We start from the raw sequence: 16,266 nt of genomic DNA, 5'->3' as shown, positions 1-16,266 counted from the left end.
GGTGGGCACGAGGATCCCGGTGGCGCCGGCGGCCAGCGCGGCGGCCATGTCGCGGCCGATGTCGCCGACCAGCACGCACCGCCTGGGCGTGGTGCCGAGCGCCCGGGCGGCCTCGTGCACCAGCCCGGGGGCCGGCTTGCGGCAGGCGCAGCCGTCGGTGTCGTCGTGGGGGCAGATCGCCCAGTGGTCGAGCGGGCCGAGCAGTTCCTCGATCCGGGCGTGCACGGCGTGCATCTGCCGCTTGGTGAAGTAGCCCCGGGCCAGCCCGGACTGGTTGGTCACCACGGCCAGCCGGAGCCCGGCCGCGCGCAGCCGGTCCAGCGCCGCCCGGGCGCCGGGCAGCGGGCGGACCTTCTCCGGGTCGCCGTTGTAGGGCACGTCCTCGACCAGGGTGCCGTCGCGGTCGAGCAGCACCGCGTCGTACAAAGGGCTCAGCACCGTTCCGCCCCCGGTGCCGGCGCGGTGACCACTGCCCCGGCCGGGACGGCACGGGCGAGCCACCAGCCGCGTACCCAGTGGACGACGGCGAGCGGCGGGATGAGCGCGCTGGTCACCAGCATGGTGGCGACCTCGTCGGGGGTGCGCGGGCCGGGCGCGACGCGGGCCCGGGTGAACTCGGCGGTGCCGGCCGTCCAGCCGAGCGCGGCGAGGCCGCCGGCCACGCCGGCCGCCCGCCGGGCGCGCGCGGAACGCAGGGGAGCGGCGCGCAGCGCCGCGGCCGCCAGCGCCACCGCGCCGGCCGCGGCGACCGCCACGTGCCGGGAGCGCCGACCCGGCGGCAGGTCGAGGTCGGTGCGCCACGCCGGGCCGTAGAGCCGGCGCAGCAGCGCGTCGTCGGCGTTGCCGCGCTGGGTGCGCAGGCTGACCCAGCGGTTCTCCGGGCGGACCGGGTGGGTCACCCGGCGGCGCCCGCGGACCAGGTCCCAGCCGGCGCGGCGGACCCGGTGGGCCAGCTCGGCGTCCTCCCGGTAGGCGCGCGGGAAGCGCTCGTCGAACCCGCCGACGGCGGCCAGGGCGCTCCGGCGGTAGGCCATGTCCGCCGTGATCCACCGCCCCTCGGCCAGGCCGGCGGTCCCGCGTTCCCAGTCGGTGGGGCGCCGCTGCGCGGGCAGCGGCACGTCCACCACGCCCTGCACGCCGCCGACCCCGCCGCCCACCGCGAGGTCGGCGCGCAGCCGCCGGGCCCAGTCCGGCGCCGGCACCACGTCGTCGTCGAGGAAGACCACCCATTCGCCCCGGGCGGCCCGCCAGCCCAGGTTTCGGGCGGCCGCCGGGCCCGCGCCGCGCCCGGTCAGCACCTTCGTGTACGCCGCCAGCGCCCCCGGCACGGCCAGTTCCCCGGTGTCGTCGCGCCGGTCGTCGACCAGCATCAGCTCGACCCCGGGCAGCCCGTCGAGCTGGCCGGCGAGGGCGTCCAGCAGGACGGCCAGGCTCGGCCGGCCCAGGGTGGGCACGACGACGCTGATCACCGGGCACCGCCCAGCGCGCGGCGGTGCACCGCGAACGGGCCGAGGGCGAGCAGGTCCACCGGGGCGGAGCCGAACAGCTCCATGGCCTCGCGGGGGGTGTCCACCATGGGCCGTCCGGCGGTGTTCAGCGAGGTGTTCACCACCACCGGCAGCCCGGTGCGCCGCTCGAACTCGGCCAGCAGTTCGGCCACCAGCGGCTCGGTCTCCGGGTGCACGGTCTGCACCCGGGCGGTCCCGTCGACGTGGGTGACCGCCGGGATGCGGTCCCGCCACTCCGGCCTCACGCGGTGCACGAAGAGCATGTACGGGCTGGGGTAGACCCCGTCGAACAGGTCCGCGAAGCATTCCGCGCGGACCATCGGGGCGATCGGCCGGAACTGCTCCCGGCCCTTGACGTCGTTCATCCGCCGGGTGGTGTCCGGGTCGCCCGGGTGGGCCAGCAGCGACCGGTGGCCGAGCGCCCGCGGGCCGTACTCGCTGCGCCCCTGGTACCAGGCCACGATGCCGTTGTCGGCGAGCACCCGGGCGGCCTCGGCGGCGATCGACGCCGGCCGGGTGTACGGCAGCGCGGCCCGCCGCAGCTCCGCCTCCAGCTCGTCGTCGGACCAGCCCCGGCCCAGGTCCGCACCCATCATGGGGGTGGACCGGTCGCCCAGCTCGCCGGCCACGTGCAGTGCCGCGCCGAGGGCCGTGCCGGCGTCGCCGGCCGCGGGCTGCACCCAGACGTCCCGATACGGCCCCTCGGCCGCGAGCCGGGCGTTGGCCACGCAGTTCAGCGCCACCCCGCCGGCCAGGGCCAGGGTGCTGGCGCCGCCGGAGGCGTCGTACAGCCAGCGGGACAGGTCGAGGATGACCTCCTCCAGCCGTGTCTGGACGCTGGCGGCCAGGTCGGCGTGCTCCTCGGTCAGCTCGCCTCCGGCGGCGACCGCCTTGGCCATGCCGGCCCAGTCGATCCGCTCGACCTGGAAGCCGCCGTCGTCGGTGACCCGGACCAGGTCGCGGAGCAGGCCCAGGTGCTTCGGCCGGCCGTAGGAGGCCAGCGCCATGACCTTGTACTCGTCGCTGGAGTGCAGGAAGCCCAGGTGCCGGGTGAGGTCCTCGTAGAGCAGGCCGAGCGAGTGGGGGAGCTGCTGGGAGTGCAGCGGCGACAGCCGGCCGTCGCGGTAGACGCCGGCCAGGTGGCTGGCCACCTCGCCGCGCCCGTCGAGCACCAGCACCGCGGTGTCGTCGCCGGCCGGCGGGGCGGCCAGGCCGGCGGAGGCGGCGTGCGCGACGTGGTGCGGCACGAACCGCACCCGGTCCGGGTCGAGGCCCGGCAGGGCGGCGGCGAGGAACTGCGGGGCCCGCCGGGCGTAGTCGATCCGCAGCCAGTCCCACGGGTCGCTGAGGCCCAGCTCGGCCGCGTCGCGGCAGAGGCCGGGGTCGAACGAGTACGCGACCGCGTCGAGGCTGTCCACGTCGATCCCCGCGCTGGCCAGGCACCACGCGGCGGACAGCTCGGGCAGCTCCCAGGCCGAGAACGGGACCGGGCGCTTGCCGTGCTTGCGCCGGCTGAACCGCTCCTCCTCGGCGGCGGCCACCACCCGGCCGTCGACCACCAGGGCGGCCGCGGGGTCGTGGAAGATCGCGTTTATTCCCAGGACGCGCATGAGTGGTCCCTACCCTGGCGATCAGGACCTAACCTGTAGATCATCGACTTCCCCGAGAAGTCGAATCTCCGGTGTGGACCTCCCGATTCGGGACCAAAGCCCCTGGTCGGCGCGGCGGTAAGCGGCGAAGGTGGGCAAAGCGGCGCAGCCGGCTCCGGCGCCCCGCGCCGCGCGATCCGATCCGGAGGTGTTCCGTGTCCCCGTTCAACCTGCCGTGCTCGCCGAGGAGCAGCTAACGCGGGCCCGTGCCACCGACAGCGGGCGCAGCGCCCGGACCGTGCACGGCGGTCCAGGCGCCCGGCTGCGCCAGAGGCTGCTCGTGTTGGTCGCCGGCGGGCGTCGAACGGGTCGACCACCACTGAACAGGAACGGAGATGCCTCTTCAGGGTCGAAGGTCCCGGGACCCGCGTGGCCAGGATCACCGTCGCGAACGGGCTGGTCGGCCCGTGTCGCGGCGGGCGCGCGCTGGCTAGGGTCGAGGCGTGAAGCTCAACCGGTCGACCGACATGGCCCTGCGGATCGCCATGCTGACCGCCGCGTCCCCGGCCCGGACCACCGTGGACGAGCTCGCCACCCAGCTCGCGCTGCCGCGCAGCCACGTGGCCAAGGTGGTGCAGCGCCTGCAGCGGCTCGGCGTGCTGGTGACCATCCGGGGCCGGTCCGGCGGGGTGGCCTTCGCCGAGCCCGCCGGGGAGCTGACCGTCGGCCACGTGGTGCGGGCCTTCGAGGGCGACGACGAGGTGGTCAACTGCGAGCAGCCGGCGTGCCCGCTGGTCGCCGGCTGCCGGCTGCGCGGCGAACTGCGCCGCGCCCAGGCCGCCTTCCTCGCCGTGCTCGACGGGGTACGCCTCGGCGACCTGGTCGACGGCGCGGCCGGTCCGCTGCTGCTCAGCCTCGGTGCCCCGGCAGTTCGCCCCTGATGGCGGTCTCACATCCGATCTTCGCCCGGGTCTTCGCCCGCGCCAGCGTCGCCATGGACCGGGCCGGCGCCGCCGCCCACCGCCGTCGCCTGGTCACCGCGCTGCGCGGCCGGGTGGTCGAGGTGGGCGCCGGCAACGGGCGGAACCTCCCGCACTATCCGCCGACCGTGACCGGGGTGCTCGCCGTGGAGCCCGAGCCGCGGTTGTGGGCCCTCGTCCGGGCCGCCGCGCCCGACGCCCGCGTGCCGGTGACCGTGGCGGCCGGCCTGGCCGAGGCGCTGCCGGTCGCGGACGCGAGCGCCGACGCGGTGGTGCTGTCGCTCGTGCTCTGCTCGGTGCCGGACCAGGCGGTGGCGCTGCGCGAGGCGCGCCGGGTGCTCCGCCCGGGCGGGCAGCTCCGCTTCTACGAGCACGTCGTCGCGGAGACCCCCGGGCTGCGCCGGGCCCAGCGCCTGGCCGACGCCACGCTCTGGCCACTGTGCTGCGCCGGCTGCCACACGGCACGGGACACCGTGGCGGCGATCCGCGCCGCCGGGTTCACGGTGGTCGAGCTGGACCGGTTCCGCTTCCCGCCGAGCGGAATGCCGGGGCCGGCGTCGCCGCACGTGCTCGGCACGGCCGTCCGTTCCTGACCCGCCGCGAGGCGCCCCCGAGCGGGGAACGCCTCGCGGTCGTGGGTCAGCTCACCGTGATCGTGCCGTCCGGGGCGCGGACGCAGGAGACCGCCCGGGAGCCCGTCGCGGCGGCGCCGGTCAGGCAGCGGCCGAGCACCCGGTGGCCGGCGGCGCTCGGGTGCCAGGACTCCTGGCAGGTCTGGAAGTAGGTGCCGCAGGCGTTCGCGATCCGCTGGATGTCGAGCTTGTCGTAGCCGGAGAGGCTGGTCACGAAGACGCCGGTCGGGCCGTCCATCAGCCGGATCGGGGTGGCCAGGGCGTTGCCGGGGCTGCCCGCCGACTCGCAGAGCCGGGCGCCGTCGAAGGCGCGCTGCACGTTGAGGTAGACGAGGTCGTCCTGCGGGAACTCGGCGGCCAGGGTGGTCCGGACCGAGCCCACCAGCGTGCCGAGGCCCTGCGAGAAGCGCTGGCCCGGGGCCAAACTGCCGCGGTGGATGGGGCAGCCGGCCGCGTACCGCTCGGCGCCGAGGGCGCGGAACTTGTCCCGGGTGTCGTCCCGGTCGTCCTCGCTCCAGTAGCCGGAGGCCAGCTCGGCGGGGAGCGGGTTGGTGTAGTCCTGGAACACCACCCGGTGCTGGCCGTCGGCGTCGATCTGGTCGAGGGTGGTGAGGAGCTGCCGGGCCGCCGCGGTGGTCTCCGCGGTCGCGGCGGCGAAGTGGGCGGCGGTGCCCAGGTCGGCGTCCGTGCAGGGCTCCTGCTCGACCGGCCCGCCGAGGTACGCCCAGAACTCCCACCAGCCGGTCCCGGCGTCGGCGATGAACCGGTTGGCGCACTTCTCCGCCACGCTGCCGAAGGTGAACGAGCTGTTGTTCGAGCCGAGGCCCACCAGCACGAGGTCGATGTCGTGGGTGCGCGCCACGGTCCGGAGCTGGTCGAGCTGGGCGGCGACCTGCCGGCCCTTGGTGCGGCTCGCGGAGGCGGCGGCGATGTCGTAGGGCTGCCCGCCCGAGCAGGCCAGGTTGAACCGGGCGGCGATGCCCGGCAGGTCGGCCTGGAACAGCGAGGCGTTGGGCGAGCGGTGGCAGAAGTAGGCGTTGCTGTTCGGCGCCGACCAGCCGGGGAAGCCCTGGGCCGCCCCGTTGACGTCGACCACCGGCGCGTACGCCCCGGCGCCCTCGCCGCTGATGAAGCTGTCGCCCAGCGCCACGGCGGCGGTGGGCAGGGCGGCCGCGGCGGGCCCGGCGGGGGCCACGGCGGCCGGCAGCGCCACCGAGGCGACGGCGAGCGCCACCGCGAGCGCGCCACGACGGAACAGGGACATGGCCCGACCCCCCACACATCGAAATGTGAAAGATTCTTCAAGGAGGCGATGAGATCACGTCCGTGTGACGTACGTCAATGAATGGCCGCCCGGGCGGCCGTCGCCGGGCTCCGGGCCGGGAAGACACCGGCCGCCCACGTCGTTGTCGTGCACGGACGCCTCGTCGCCTCCGGTCGCGCGGTATCCGACGCCGCACCGCACCGGGTGCCACGGGTCTGTCGGAGTGCCGGGCTAGGCTCGCTCCGGCGCGCCGCGCCTGGCGATCGACGTGGGGGATCGCACGGTGAACGGCACCACACCGCCGAGACCTGGGAGTACGACCAGTTGACCGCACAGCCTGAGACCCTGTACGGGGCCGACGACCTGACGCACCTGGAGGGCCTCGACGCCGTCCGGAAGCGCCCCGGCATGTACATCGGCTCGACCGACAGCCGTGGCGTGGGTCACCTCGTCAACGAGATCCTCGACAATTCCACCGACGAGGGTGTCGCGGGTCACGCGACCAAGGTCGACGTGATCCTGCACGCCGACGGCTCGGTGCGGGTCGACGACGACGGCCGCGGCATCCCGACCGACGTGCACGCCAAGTCGGGCATCTCCGGCGTCGAGCTGGTGCTCACGCGGCTGCACGCGGGTGGCAAGTTCGGCGGGTCCGGCTACAAGACCTCCGGCGGCCTGCACGGTGTGGGCGCCTCGGCCGTGAACGCGCTCTCCCGGCGGTTCGACGTGACGGTCCGCCGCGGCGGCAAGGTCCACTCGATGTCGTTCCGGCACGGCGTACCCGGGATCTTCGACGGCGACGGCCCGGAGGCGCCGTTCACGCCCGGCCCCGGCCTGCAGATCGTCGGCGCCATGAAGCGCGGCCAGCGCACCGGCACCTCCATCCGCTGGTGGCACGACCCGCGCTACTTCGAGACCGGCGCGGCCCTCGACACCGAGGCGGTCCGGCTCAAGCTGCGCAACACCGCCTTCCTCGTCCCCGGCGTGGCCTACCGGCTGCGCGACGAGACCGGCGAGAAGGCCGTCGAGGAGAGTTTCCACTTCCCCAACGGCCTCACCGACATGGTGGAATATCTCGCCCCGGCCGGCGACCGCCCGGTCTCCGGCACCCTGCTGGTCACCGGCGAGGGCACCTACCGGGAGAACGCCGCCGACGCCAACGGCGTCATGCAGTCCAACGTGCAGCGCCGAGCCGAGATCGAGGTGGCGTTCCGCTGGGGCACCGGCTACGAGCGCACCGTCGAGTGCTTCACCAACACCATCCGCAACGCCCACGGCGGCACCCACCGCAAGGGCTTCGAGCGGGCCCTGGCGCGCACCCTGGCCGAGGCCGCCCGCAACACCCGCGGCCTGCTCAAGCCCAAGGAGGACGCGCCGACCCTGGACGACGTCCTGGAGGGCATGACCGCGGTGGTGCACGTGCGGATCCCCGAGCCGCAGTTCACCTCGCAGACCAAGGACGAGCTGTCCACCGCGGGCATCACCAAGGTGCTCCAGGGTCTGGTCGAGGCGCACCTCAAGGCGTGGCTGGAGGACCGGAGGACCAAGGCCGAGGCCCGCACGGTGCTGCAGAAGATCGTCGACGCGGCCCGCGTCCGGTTGACCCAGAAGCAGCAGAAGGACGCCGCCCGGCGCAAGACCGCCCTGGAGGGCGCGTCGATGCCGCCCAAGCTGGTCGACTGCCGGGCCACCGGGGTGGACCGCAGCGAGCTGTTCATCGTCGAGGGTGACAGCGCCCTCGGCACCAGCCGGATGGCCCGCTCCTCGGAATACCAGGCCCTGCTGCCCATCCGCGGCAAGATCCTCAACGTGCAGAAGGCGAACCTCCAGCAGGTGCTGGACAACGCCGAGTGCGCGGCGATCGTGCAGGTGCTCGGCGCCGGGTCGGGGCGCACCTTCGACCTCTCCGCGCTGCGCTACGGCCGGGTGCTCATCATGGCCGACGCGGACGTGGACGGCGCGCACATCCGGACCCTGCTCATCACGCTCTTCGCCCGCTACATGCGGCCGCTCATCGAGGCGGGCCGGCTCTACGCGGCCATGCCGCCCCTGCACAAGATCACCACGAAGGGGCGCAACCCGCAGACCGTCTACACCTACACCCAGGCCGAGATGGAGGCGACGGTGCGCAAGCTGGAGAAGGCCGGCAAGCAGATCGTCACGCCCATCCCGCGATTCAAGGGCCTCGGCGAGATGGACGCCGACGAGCTGTGGGAGACCACCATGAACCCGGCCACCCGGGCGGTCCGCCGCATCACCCTCGACGACGTCGAGGCCGCCGAGCGGATCCTCGAACTGCTCATGGGGGAGAAGGTCGAGCCCCGCCGCAACTGGCTCATCGACTCGGCCGACCTGGTCGACCGCGACGCCATCGACGCCTGACCACTGCGTTCGTTTCGGAAGGAAGCTGCACCATGGCACGCCGCAAGGACGACCGCGCCAAGGCGGACCTCTCCGCCTTCGACCAGGCCGGCGCCCGGGTCTTCGACAACCCGCTGGTCAATGAGGTGTCGGACTCCTACCTGGAGTACGCCTTCTCGGTCATCCACTCGCGGGCCCTGCCCGATGCCCGCGACGGGCTCAAGCCGGTGCACCGGCGCATCCTCTGGTCCATGTCCGAGCAGGGACACCGCCCCGACCGGGGCCACGTGAAGTCGGCCCGGATCGTCGGCGACGTGATGGGCAAGTACCACCCGCACGGCGACGCGGCGATCTACGACGCGATGGTCCGGCTGGCCCAGGACTTCTCGCTCAACGTGCCGCTGATCGACGGGCACGGCAACTTCGGCTCGCCCGACGACGGCCCGGCCGCCGCCCGCTACACCGAGGCCCGGATGTCCCGCGAGGCCATGCTGCTCGTCGGCGAGCTGGGCGAGGACACCGTCGACGTCGAGCCCAACTACGACGGCTCGCTCACCCAGCCCACCGTGCTGCCGGCGGCCTTCCCCAACCTGCTGGTCAACGGCGCGTCCGGGATCGCGGTCGGGATGGCCACCAACATGATCCCGCACAACCTGGCCGAGGTGGTCCACGCCGCCCGCTGGCTGATCAACCACCCGGACGCCACGCTCGACAAGCTCATGGAGTTCGTCCCCGGCCCCGACCTGCCCACCGGCGGGCTGCTCCTCGGGCTCGACGAGGTGCGCCGGGCGTACGAGACCGGGCGCGGTGTGGTGCGGATGCGGGCCCGGGTGCAGACCGGCCCGCTGGAGGGCAGCCGCGGCCGCCAGGCCATCACGGTCACCGAGCTGCCCTACGGGGTGGGCTCGGAGAAGGTCATCGCCGCCATCACCAACGAGGTCAACAAGACCAAGCGGCTGACCGGCATCGCCGACGTCAAGGACCTCACCGACCGGGAGAACGGCACCCGGCTGGTCATCGAGTGCAAGGTCGGGGTCAACCCGCAGGCGCTGCTGGCCGACCTCTGGCGGCTCACCCCGCTGGAGCAGTCGTTCGGCGTGAACAACCTGGTCCTGGTCGACGGCCAGCCGCAGACCCTGGGGCTCAAGGAGCTGCTGGAGGTCTTCCTCGCCCACCGCTACGAGGTGGTCACCCGCCGCAGCGCGTACCGCAAGCGCAAGCGCGAGGAGCGCCTGCACCTGGTCGACGGCCTGCTGATCGCCCTGCTCGACATCGACAAGGTGGTCCGGCTGATCCGGGCCAGCGAGGACGCCCAGGCCGCCAAGGACGGCCTCATGCAGAAGTTCAAGCTCTCCGAGATCCAGGCCACCTACATCCTGGACACCCCGCTGCGCCGGCTCACGAAGTACGACCGGCTGGAGCTGGAGGCCGAGCAGGAGAAGCTGCGCGGCGAGATCGCCGAGCTGTCGAAGATCCTCGACGACCCGAAGGTGCTGCGGAAGCTGGTCTCCGACGAGCTGGCCGCGGTGGTCAAGCAGTTCGGCGCCGACCGCCGCACGACGCTGGTCGACGGCGACCTCAAGGAGGTGCTGGCGGCCTCGGTGCCGGCGGGCCCGCTGGAGGTCGCCGACGACCCCTGCCAGGTCATCCTCTCCGCCACCGGGCTGGTCGCTCGCACTGCGGCCGAGTCGGAGGAGGCCGCCGAGGCGCGCCGGCGCAGCGGCCGGGTCAAGCACGACGCCGTCCGCGCCGTGGTGCACTCCACCGCCCGCGGCCGGGTGCTCCTGGTGACCAGCGCCGGGCGGGCCTTCAAGATCGACGTGCTGCCGCTGCCGGTGCTGCCCGAGCAGTCCGGCACGGTGTCGCTGCGCGGCGGCATGTCCGCCGCCGAGCTGGTGCCGCTGGAGCAGGGCGAGACGGTCGTGGGGCTGGCCCCGCTCGGCCCGTCCGCCGAGGGGTCGCCCGGGCTGGCGCTCGGCACCCGGCAGGGTGTGGTGAAGGTCTGCGCCCCCGAGTGGCCGGTCCGCTCGGACGAGTTCGAGGTGATCTCCCTGCGCGACGGCGACGAGGTGGTCGGGGCGACCTGGCTCACCGACGGGGCGGAGACGCTGGCGTTCGTCTCGTCGGAGGCGTCGCTGCTGCGCTTCGCGGCGTCCGTGGTCCGGCCGCAGGGCATCAAGGGCGGCGGCATGGCCGGCATCAACCTGCCGGCCGGGGCGCGGGTGGTCTTCTTCGGCGCGGTCCGCACCGACGACCCGGGCCACGGGGAGCCGATGGTGGTCACCTCCACCGGCGCGACGGTCAAGGTGACGCCCTTCAAGGCGTACCCGGCGAAGGGCCGGGCGACCGGCGGCGTGCGCGCCCAGCGGTTGCTCAAGGGCGAGCTGGACCTGGCCGTGGCCTGGATCGGCCCGCGACCGGTCGGCGCCACCGCCACCGGCGACCCGGTCGAGCTGCCCCCGGCCGACCCGCGCCGCGACGGCTCGGGCTTCGCGGTGATGCTCGGCCCCACGGTGATCGGCCACCAGATCGACCGCGACTGACGTCAGGCATGGAAGGGGCCCCGCGGCTGCGCCGCAGGCCCCTTCCATGTGAGTTGAGGGGTCAGAGTTCGGGTTCCGGGCCTCGGCCGGGCCCGGGGGTCGTGCCGCGCAGGCGGGCGATCAGGCGCATGCCGTGGTAGATCACCAGGGCGGCGGCGGTGCCCAGGGCGATGCCGTTGAAGGAGAGGTCGCCGGCGGTCAGGGTGTAGTTCGCGGCGCCGACGATCACGGCGACCGCAGCGGTCATGAGGTTGACCGGGTCGTGGAAGTCCACCCGGTTCTCGATCCAGATGCGGGCGCCCAGCACGGCGATCAGGCCGTACAGGGCCGTGGTGGCGCCGCCCAGCACACCGGCCGGCACGGTGAGGATCAGCGCGCCGAACTTCGGGCAGAGCCCGAGCAGCACCGCCGCGAACCCGGCCACCCAGTACGCCGCCGTCGAATACACCCGGGTCGCCGCCATCACGCCGATGTTCTCCGCGTACGTGGTGGTGCCGGAGCCGCCGCCGGAGCCGGCCAGCACGGTGGCGATGCCGTCGCCGAGGAACGCCCGCCCCATGTCCCGGTCCAGGTTCCGCCCGGTCATCGCGGCGACCGCCTTGACGTGCCCGGCGTTCTCCGCGATCAGCACCAGGATCACCGGGATGACCAGCACCACGGCGCGCAGGCCGAAGCTCGGGGCGTGGAACTGCGGCAGGCCCACCCAGGCGGCCTCCTTCAGCGTGGTGACCGCCGCCGGGTCGAGCCGGCCGAGCAGCGCCGCCAGCACCCAGCCGACCACGACGCCGAGCAGGATGGACAGCCGGGCCAGGAAGCCGCGGAAGAGCACCGTGGTGACCAGGATCGCGGCCAGGGTGATCACCGCGATCAGCGGCTGGGCCTTGACGCCGGTGCCGCTGCCGCCGCCGTCCCAGGCCACCGGGGCGAGGTTGAGCCCGATCAGGGCCACGATGGCGCCGGTCACCACCGGCGGCATGAGGGCGTCGATCCAGCGCGCCCCGGCCAGTTGCACCACGACGCCGACCAGCGCCAGCGCGACGCCGGCCACCACGATGCCGCCGAGCGCCGCGCCGATGCCGCCGTCGGTCTTCGCGGCCAGCACCGGGGCGATGAAGGCGAACGACGACCCCAGGTACGAGGGCAGCCGGTTGCCGGTGATCAGCAGGAACAGCAGCGTGCCCAGCCCGGAGAAGAAGAGCGTGGTGGCCGGCGGGAAGCCGGTGATCAGCGGCACCGTGAAGGTGGCGCCGAACATGGCGACGACGTGCTGCACGCCGACCCCGACCGTGCGCGGCCAGGACAGCCGCTCGCCGGGGTGGACCACGTCGCCGGGTGTGACGGAGCGTCCGTCGCCGTGCAGGGTCCAGGGGGACCAGTGGGAGGTGGGGGACGGGGTCATGGCAGCCCTTCGCGTCGTCAGGTGACGGGGGCGTGATCGACCCTGAGAGTTGTTTCTAGCACGGTGCCGGCCCGTGCTCGGGCCCGGCTCGGGGTCAGGCCACCCCGGCGGGGCGGAACTGGACGCTGACCCGGGGGCCGACCGGCCGGGCGGTCCTCGGGACGGCGTGCTCCCAGGTGCGCTGGCAGGACCCGCCCATCACCACCAGGTCGCCGTGGCCGAGCGGGAAACGCAGGCTGGTTCCCCCGCCGCCCCGGGGGCGCAGCAGCAGCGGCCGGGGCGAGCCGAACGAGACGATGGCCACGAGGGTGTCGGTGTGCGCGGAGCGGCCCAGGGTGTCGCCGTGCCAGGCCACGCTGTCCCGGCCGTCCCGGTAGAGGCACATCCCGGCCGTCACGAAGGGCTCGCCCAGCTCGGCCGGGTAGTGCCGGGTGAGCGTGTCGCGCGCCGTGGTGAGCACCGGGTGGGGCAGTTGCCGGCCGGCGGCGTACCAGCAGAGCAGGCGGGGGACGTCGACCTCGGCGTCGTACATGGTGCGGCGTTCGGCCCGCCACGGCACCTCGTGCAGCAGCGTGTCGAGCACCGCGTCGGAGCCGGCCACCCAGCCGGGCAGGTGGTCGACCCAGGCGCCCCGGCTCAGCTCGTGCCGGCGCACCCGGCCGGCGAGCGGGCCCAGGGTGGGGCCCTGCGCGGCGAAGTCGAGCATCGAGGGCTGGTACGCGACGTCGGACACGCCGCCGATCCTACCTCGCACTCGAACAGGCGTACGAGGGTTGGTGGCAGCGGTCGGGGTCGCGACCTCGGGCGCCGGGTAGGGTGCCCGGCGTGACGAGTGCCCCGGCCGCCACCCGCGCCACCCGCCTACCGTCGTTGACCGGGCTGCGGTGGGTCGCCGCCCTGCTGGTCTTCGCCTTCCACGTCGGCACCATGGGGATCATCGCCCAGCCCGACCTGAAGGTCCTGGTGGGCAAGGCGTTCAGCCTCGGTCTCTCCGGGGTGGAGTTCTTCTTCATCCTCAGTGGATTCGTGCTGGTCTGGTCGTACCGGGACGGCGAGCCCCGGCGGACCTTCCTGCGCCGCCGGCTCGCCAAGATCTACCCGAACCACCTGGTGACCTTCGCGGTGGCGCTGGCCGTCGCGTTCTGGTTCGCCGACCCGGTCGCCCCGTGGGCCGCGGTCGGCAACCTCTTCCTGCTGCAGGCCTGGATCCCCCTCGACGGCTACTTCTACAGCGTCAACAACGTGAGCTGGTCGCTCTCGTGCGAGCTGGCCTTCTATCTCTGCCTGCCGCTGGTGCTGCCGTGGCTGCGCCGGGCCCGCACCGGCGCGCTGTGGGCGGTCGTGGTCGCCGTGCCGCTGCTCATCCTGGCCCTCTGGCCCGCGCAGCTCCTGGTGCCCGAGGAGAACCGCTGGTGGTTCACCCAGATCTTCCCGGTCACCCGCTCCTTCGAGTTCTGGCTGGGTGTGGCGGCCGCCGAGCTGCTGCGCCGGGGCCGCTGGCGCGGGCCGAACCTGACCGTGGCCAGCCTGCTCTTCGTCGCCACCTGGGTGGTCGCCGCGCTGTGGATCCGCGCCGAGTTCTGGGCGGCCCTGCTCGCGGCCGCCTACCTGCTGGTCATCACCGCGGCGGCGGACGCCGACGTGCGGGGCCGGCCCACGCCGTGGCGGTCCCGCACGATGGTGTGGCTCGGCGAGGTCTCCTTCGCCTTCTACCTGGTCCACGTGCTGGTCATGAGGACCGTGCTGCGACTCACCGGCGACTGGGGCGCCGGCCTGGGCGGCTGGTGGGGACCGCTCGTGGTGCTCGCCTTCCTGCTGCTCAACCTCCTGCTCGCGGCGGCCCTGCACCGCTGGGTGGAGATGCCCATGATGCGGCGTCTCGGCCCGCCACGCCGGGTCCGCCGGGCGCCGGCACCGCGGATCCCCGCCCCGCGCGCGCCCCCCGACACCCCGGCACGACCCGTCGAGTACGCCGGGCGGCGCGACCCGGGCTGAGCCGGGCGCGCTCCCCTCGGCGCGGCCCGCCCCGGTCCGTCCGCCGCCTGTCCACCCTGGCCGGTGCCTCGTCTCCGGCGCGGCGGCGCGACACGCCCGCCGGCGGTGCGATGTGGCGTCATCGGCGGTAGTTTGTACCCGTGCTGCCGATCGCGCTCACCTGTCCCGTGTGGTGGGTGGCGCGCTGGACCGCCCGGACGCTGGCCACCCTGGCCGTGCTCGTCGCCTGCTCGTTCGGCGCGGCGACGCTGCCGCTCGGCGGGGCCGCGACCGCGCCGGTGGCGCCCACCGTGGTGGCCTCCGTCGAGGGCCCGTCCCCACAGGCCGGGGCCGCGGCCGGGCAGCACCTGAGGGCCGCGGCCGACCGGCCCGTCGCCGGCGCGGCGACGGAGCAGGACCGCACCGGCGGAACCACCGCCACCACTGCCGGACCGGAGTTCACGGGCGGCGTTGCCGCCATCGCCGGTGCCGGGCAGGGCTTCGCGCTCGTCCTGACCGGGCTGGTTCCGGCCACCGTCGGGTCCCGGGCCCCGCCCGTCCGCTGACCCCGCCCGCGGGCCGTCGGCCCGTGCCCGCCGCACGCACCGAACCTCACCCCCGCACCCGCCCGCAGGCGGCCGGCGGCACCCGCTGCCGCTGCGCCCGCCGCTTCCGCGGACCGTGCGGACACCTCTCCACCACGTTCTCTCCCGTGAGGCGCCGACCATGCCGCAGACCGTTCTCTACCACTTCCTGACCGAGGTCCCCGAGGCCGCCGCGATCTGGTCGGCCCTGCTCCTGCTCGCCCTGGGCCTGCTCGCCGTGCTGGTCGCCCGCCCGGAGCGGGAGGGCGCCTCCGAGCCGGCCCCCGACCCGGCCGCCCAGGAGGCCGCCCGCCGGGCCGACCTGCGCCGCTACGCCGACGAGGTGGCGGTGGCCGCCGCCGGTGCCGCGCAGACCGCCCGGCGGCGCCGTGAGCAGTGGCTCACCGCCCAGGACGAGGCCGAACGGGCCTGGCGGGCGTACGACGAGGCGGAGGGGGCCGCCCGCCGCTTCGCCATGGCAGCCGCCCTGCCCGCGCCGCAGACCCCGCGCACACCGGCCGAGTACGCGGCCCGGGAGCGCTGGCTGCACCACGCCGCGATGACGGCGCACTGGCGGGGTGACCTGAGCGCCCGGCAGCTCGCCGACGTGCTGGCCCACCGCAACGGGTGGGACCCGCGCCGGCATCCGGCCGAGCAGGAGATCGTCCTGGCCCGGGCGGTACGCGAGAGCCGCCGGGTGGTGTGGGCGGCGGCCGCCGATCGGGAGCGGCGGGCCTGGCGGGACGCCGAGCTGGCCGCCGAGGCGGCGCGAACCCTGTCCGCGGAGGCGTACGCGGCCACCGGGGCACTCCGGCCCACTCCCGCCGACCGGGCCACCGCGGCGCGGACCCCGGTCCCGGCGCCCTCCGCCGTGCCGTCGGCGGCAGCTCGGGCCACGGCGACACCCCGCCCGGCCTGACCCCCAGACCAAACCGGGTCGCCGAATCGTTATCCGAATTTGGTGAGTCCGGTCACCCGCCTTCCGGAAACGGTCATCGGGGGCAGAGAGGGCGATCGATCGCCGCAATTCCGGGTCGGTCGCCACCTGATGTCCGCTTTCCGCCGCGCGGCGCCGCCGTAACTGCTCGTCCCATTGAGTGAAGTGAGTGACCGACTGTTCCGATATCCGTAGTCCTGCACGAGGTTTACGCAGGTGGGAGCGCTTGGCAGGCCGAGTACCCACCGGTAGTGTCGGCGCGTCCGGAGCGGTTTCCGATCGCAAGTGGCGACGCCGCGCCGACCCGCCTAATCGTGCTCACACGAACCGGGGACCCACAGCAACACCGGGGTGAATCCGCGGGCCCACAGCCTGCGGTAGGGCCTACTTCCCGCCCGAATCCGTCAGCTAACCCGGTCGGCGGCCACGGAAGGAGTGCCATTCCTCGTGCTCACCACCCCCCGCTCGTCCCCCCGCCTCCACGGCACCACGATG

General features: G+C 74.4%; 13 protein-coding genes and 1 riboswitch. Of the genes, 7 read left to right on the top strand and 6 right to left on the bottom strand.

What is annotated here, in order from left to right; translation table 11 throughout:
- The 3 genes from F8274_RS23400 to F8274_RS23390 form a co-directional block, all read right to left on the bottom strand.
- Window positions 1–435, bottom strand: a 435-nt coding sequence (locus tag F8274_RS23400; protein ID WP_192579949.1) for an HAD-IIIA family hydrolase, incomplete at its 3' end; no start/stop codon positions are given.
- On the bottom strand, window positions 432–1,469 hold the full coding sequence (locus F8274_RS23395; RefSeq protein WP_151464520.1) for a glycosyltransferase family 2 protein: 1,038 nt from the start codon (window positions 1,467–1,469) through the stop codon (window positions 432–434). The genes F8274_RS23400 and F8274_RS23395, both read right to left, overlap by 4 nt.
- Entirely contained in the window at window positions 1,466–3,118 is a 1,653-nt protein-coding gene (locus F8274_RS23390) for a carbamoyltransferase C-terminal domain-containing protein (RefSeq protein WP_151464519.1), read from the bottom strand. Before F8274_RS23390 ends, F8274_RS23395 begins: the two co-directional genes overlap by 4 nt.
- Before the next feature lie 482 nt (window positions 3,119–3,600).
- Between F8274_RS23390 and F8274_RS23385 the strand changes: the two genes are divergently transcribed.
- Both F8274_RS23385 and F8274_RS23380 read left to right on the top strand, forming a co-directional pair.
- Window positions 3,601–4,038 (top strand): Rrf2 family transcriptional regulator, encoded by a 438-nt coding sequence (locus F8274_RS23385; protein ID WP_151464518.1) that lies wholly within the window; start codon window positions 3,601–3,603, stop codon window positions 4,036–4,038.
- Window positions 4,038–4,670 (top strand): class I SAM-dependent methyltransferase, encoded by a 633-nt coding sequence (locus F8274_RS23380; protein WP_151464517.1) that lies wholly within the window; start codon window positions 4,038–4,040, stop codon window positions 4,668–4,670. The genes F8274_RS23385 and F8274_RS23380 overlap by 1 nt, the downstream gene beginning before the upstream one ends.
- Window positions 4,671–4,716: 46 nt before the next feature.
- On the opposite strand, the gene F8274_RS23375 is transcribed toward F8274_RS23380, so the two are convergent.
- Window positions 4,717–5,973: a hypothetical protein gene (locus F8274_RS23375; RefSeq protein WP_151464516.1), complete on the bottom strand. Its 1,257-nt coding sequence runs from the start codon at window positions 5,971–5,973 to the stop codon at window positions 4,717–4,719.
- Window positions 5,974–6,297: 324 nt separating this feature from the next.
- Here F8274_RS23375 and F8274_RS23370 point away from each other — a divergent pair, with 324 nt between their 5' ends.
- Both F8274_RS23370 and F8274_RS23365 read left to right on the top strand, forming a co-directional pair.
- Window positions 6,298–8,355, top strand: a complete 2,058-nt coding sequence (locus tag F8274_RS23370; RefSeq protein WP_151464515.1) for a type IIA DNA topoisomerase subunit B — start codon at window positions 6,298–6,300, stop codon at window positions 8,353–8,355.
- A 32-nt stretch (window positions 8,356–8,387) separates the two neighbouring features.
- Window positions 8,388–10,877, top strand: a complete 2,490-nt coding sequence (locus F8274_RS23365) for a DNA topoisomerase (ATP-hydrolyzing) subunit A (protein ID WP_151464514.1) — start codon at window positions 8,388–8,390, stop codon at window positions 10,875–10,877.
- Between the two features lie 61 nt (window positions 10,878–10,938).
- Here the strand turns inward: F8274_RS23365 and F8274_RS23360 are convergent, their stop codons facing one another.
- Together F8274_RS23360 and F8274_RS23355 are read right to left on the bottom strand one after the other, a co-directional pair.
- On the bottom strand, window positions 10,939–12,276 hold the full coding sequence (locus F8274_RS23360) for a uracil-xanthine permease family protein (protein ID WP_151464513.1): 1,338 nt from the start codon (window positions 12,274–12,276) through the stop codon (window positions 10,939–10,941).
- A gap of 94 nt (window positions 12,277–12,370) precedes the next feature.
- Window positions 12,371–13,009 carry an alpha-ketoglutarate-dependent dioxygenase AlkB gene (locus tag F8274_RS23355; protein ID WP_151464512.1) on the bottom strand — a complete coding sequence of 213 codons (639 nt, stop codon included), beginning with the start codon at window positions 13,007–13,009 and terminating at the stop codon, window positions 12,371–12,373.
- A 92-nt stretch (window positions 13,010–13,101) separates the two neighbouring features.
- On the opposite strand from F8274_RS23355, the gene F8274_RS23350 reads away from it, so the two are divergent.
- From F8274_RS23350 to F8274_RS23340, 3 genes are all read left to right on the top strand, one after another.
- A complete protein-coding gene (locus F8274_RS23350; RefSeq protein WP_151464511.1) occupies window positions 13,102–14,271 on the top strand; it encodes an acyltransferase in 1,170 nt (389 codons plus the stop codon).
- A gap of 140 nt (window positions 14,272–14,411) precedes the next feature.
- Window positions 14,412–14,816, top strand: coding sequence for a hypothetical protein (locus F8274_RS23345; protein WP_151464510.1), 405 nt, complete (start codon window positions 14,412–14,414; stop codon window positions 14,814–14,816).
- A gap of 160 nt (window positions 14,817–14,976) precedes the next feature.
- On the top strand, window positions 14,977–15,753 hold the full coding sequence (locus F8274_RS23340) for a hypothetical protein (RefSeq protein ID WP_151464509.1): 777 nt from the start codon (window positions 14,977–14,979) through the stop codon (window positions 15,751–15,753).
- Between the two features lie 313 nt (window positions 15,754–16,066).
- A riboswitch (cyclic di-AMP (ydaO/yuaA leader) is annotated at window positions 16,067–16,209 on the top strand.
- The last annotated feature ends 57 nt before the right edge of the window (window positions 16,210–16,266 follow it).

Origin of the sequence: Micromonospora sp. AMSO31t (assembly GCF_008868175.1) — a bacterium.
Classification (GTDB): Bacteria; Actinomycetota; Actinomycetes; order Mycobacteriales; family Micromonosporaceae; genus Micromonospora.
Note: the sequence above shows the minus strand (reverse complement) of the source record. Positions and strands in the feature narration are given on the sequence as shown.

What these genes read in the sequence shown, in the direction of transcription:
- F8274_RS23390 (WP_151464519.1), bottom strand. Translation starts at nt 3,118, where the DNA reads ATGCGCGTCCTGGGAATAAACGCGATCTTCCACGACCCCGCGGCCGCC.
- F8274_RS23380 (WP_151464517.1), top strand. Translation starts at nt 4,038, where the DNA reads ATGGCGGTCTCACATCCGATCTTCGCCCGGGTCTTCGCCCGCGCCAGC.
- F8274_RS23375 (WP_151464516.1), bottom strand. Translation starts at nt 5,973, where the DNA reads ATGTCCCTGTTCCGTCGTGGCGCGCTCGCGGTGGCGCTCGCCGTCGCC.
- F8274_RS23365 (WP_151464514.1), top strand. Translation starts at nt 8,388, where the DNA reads ATGGCACGCCGCAAGGACGACCGCGCCAAGGCGGACCTCTCCGCCTTC.
- F8274_RS23360 (WP_151464513.1), bottom strand. Translation starts at nt 12,276, where the DNA reads ATGACCCCGTCCCCCACCTCCCACTGGTCCCCCTGGACCCTGCACGGC.
- F8274_RS23340 (WP_151464509.1), top strand. Translation starts at nt 14,977, where the DNA reads ATGCCGCAGACCGTTCTCTACCACTTCCTGACCGAGGTCCCCGAGGCC.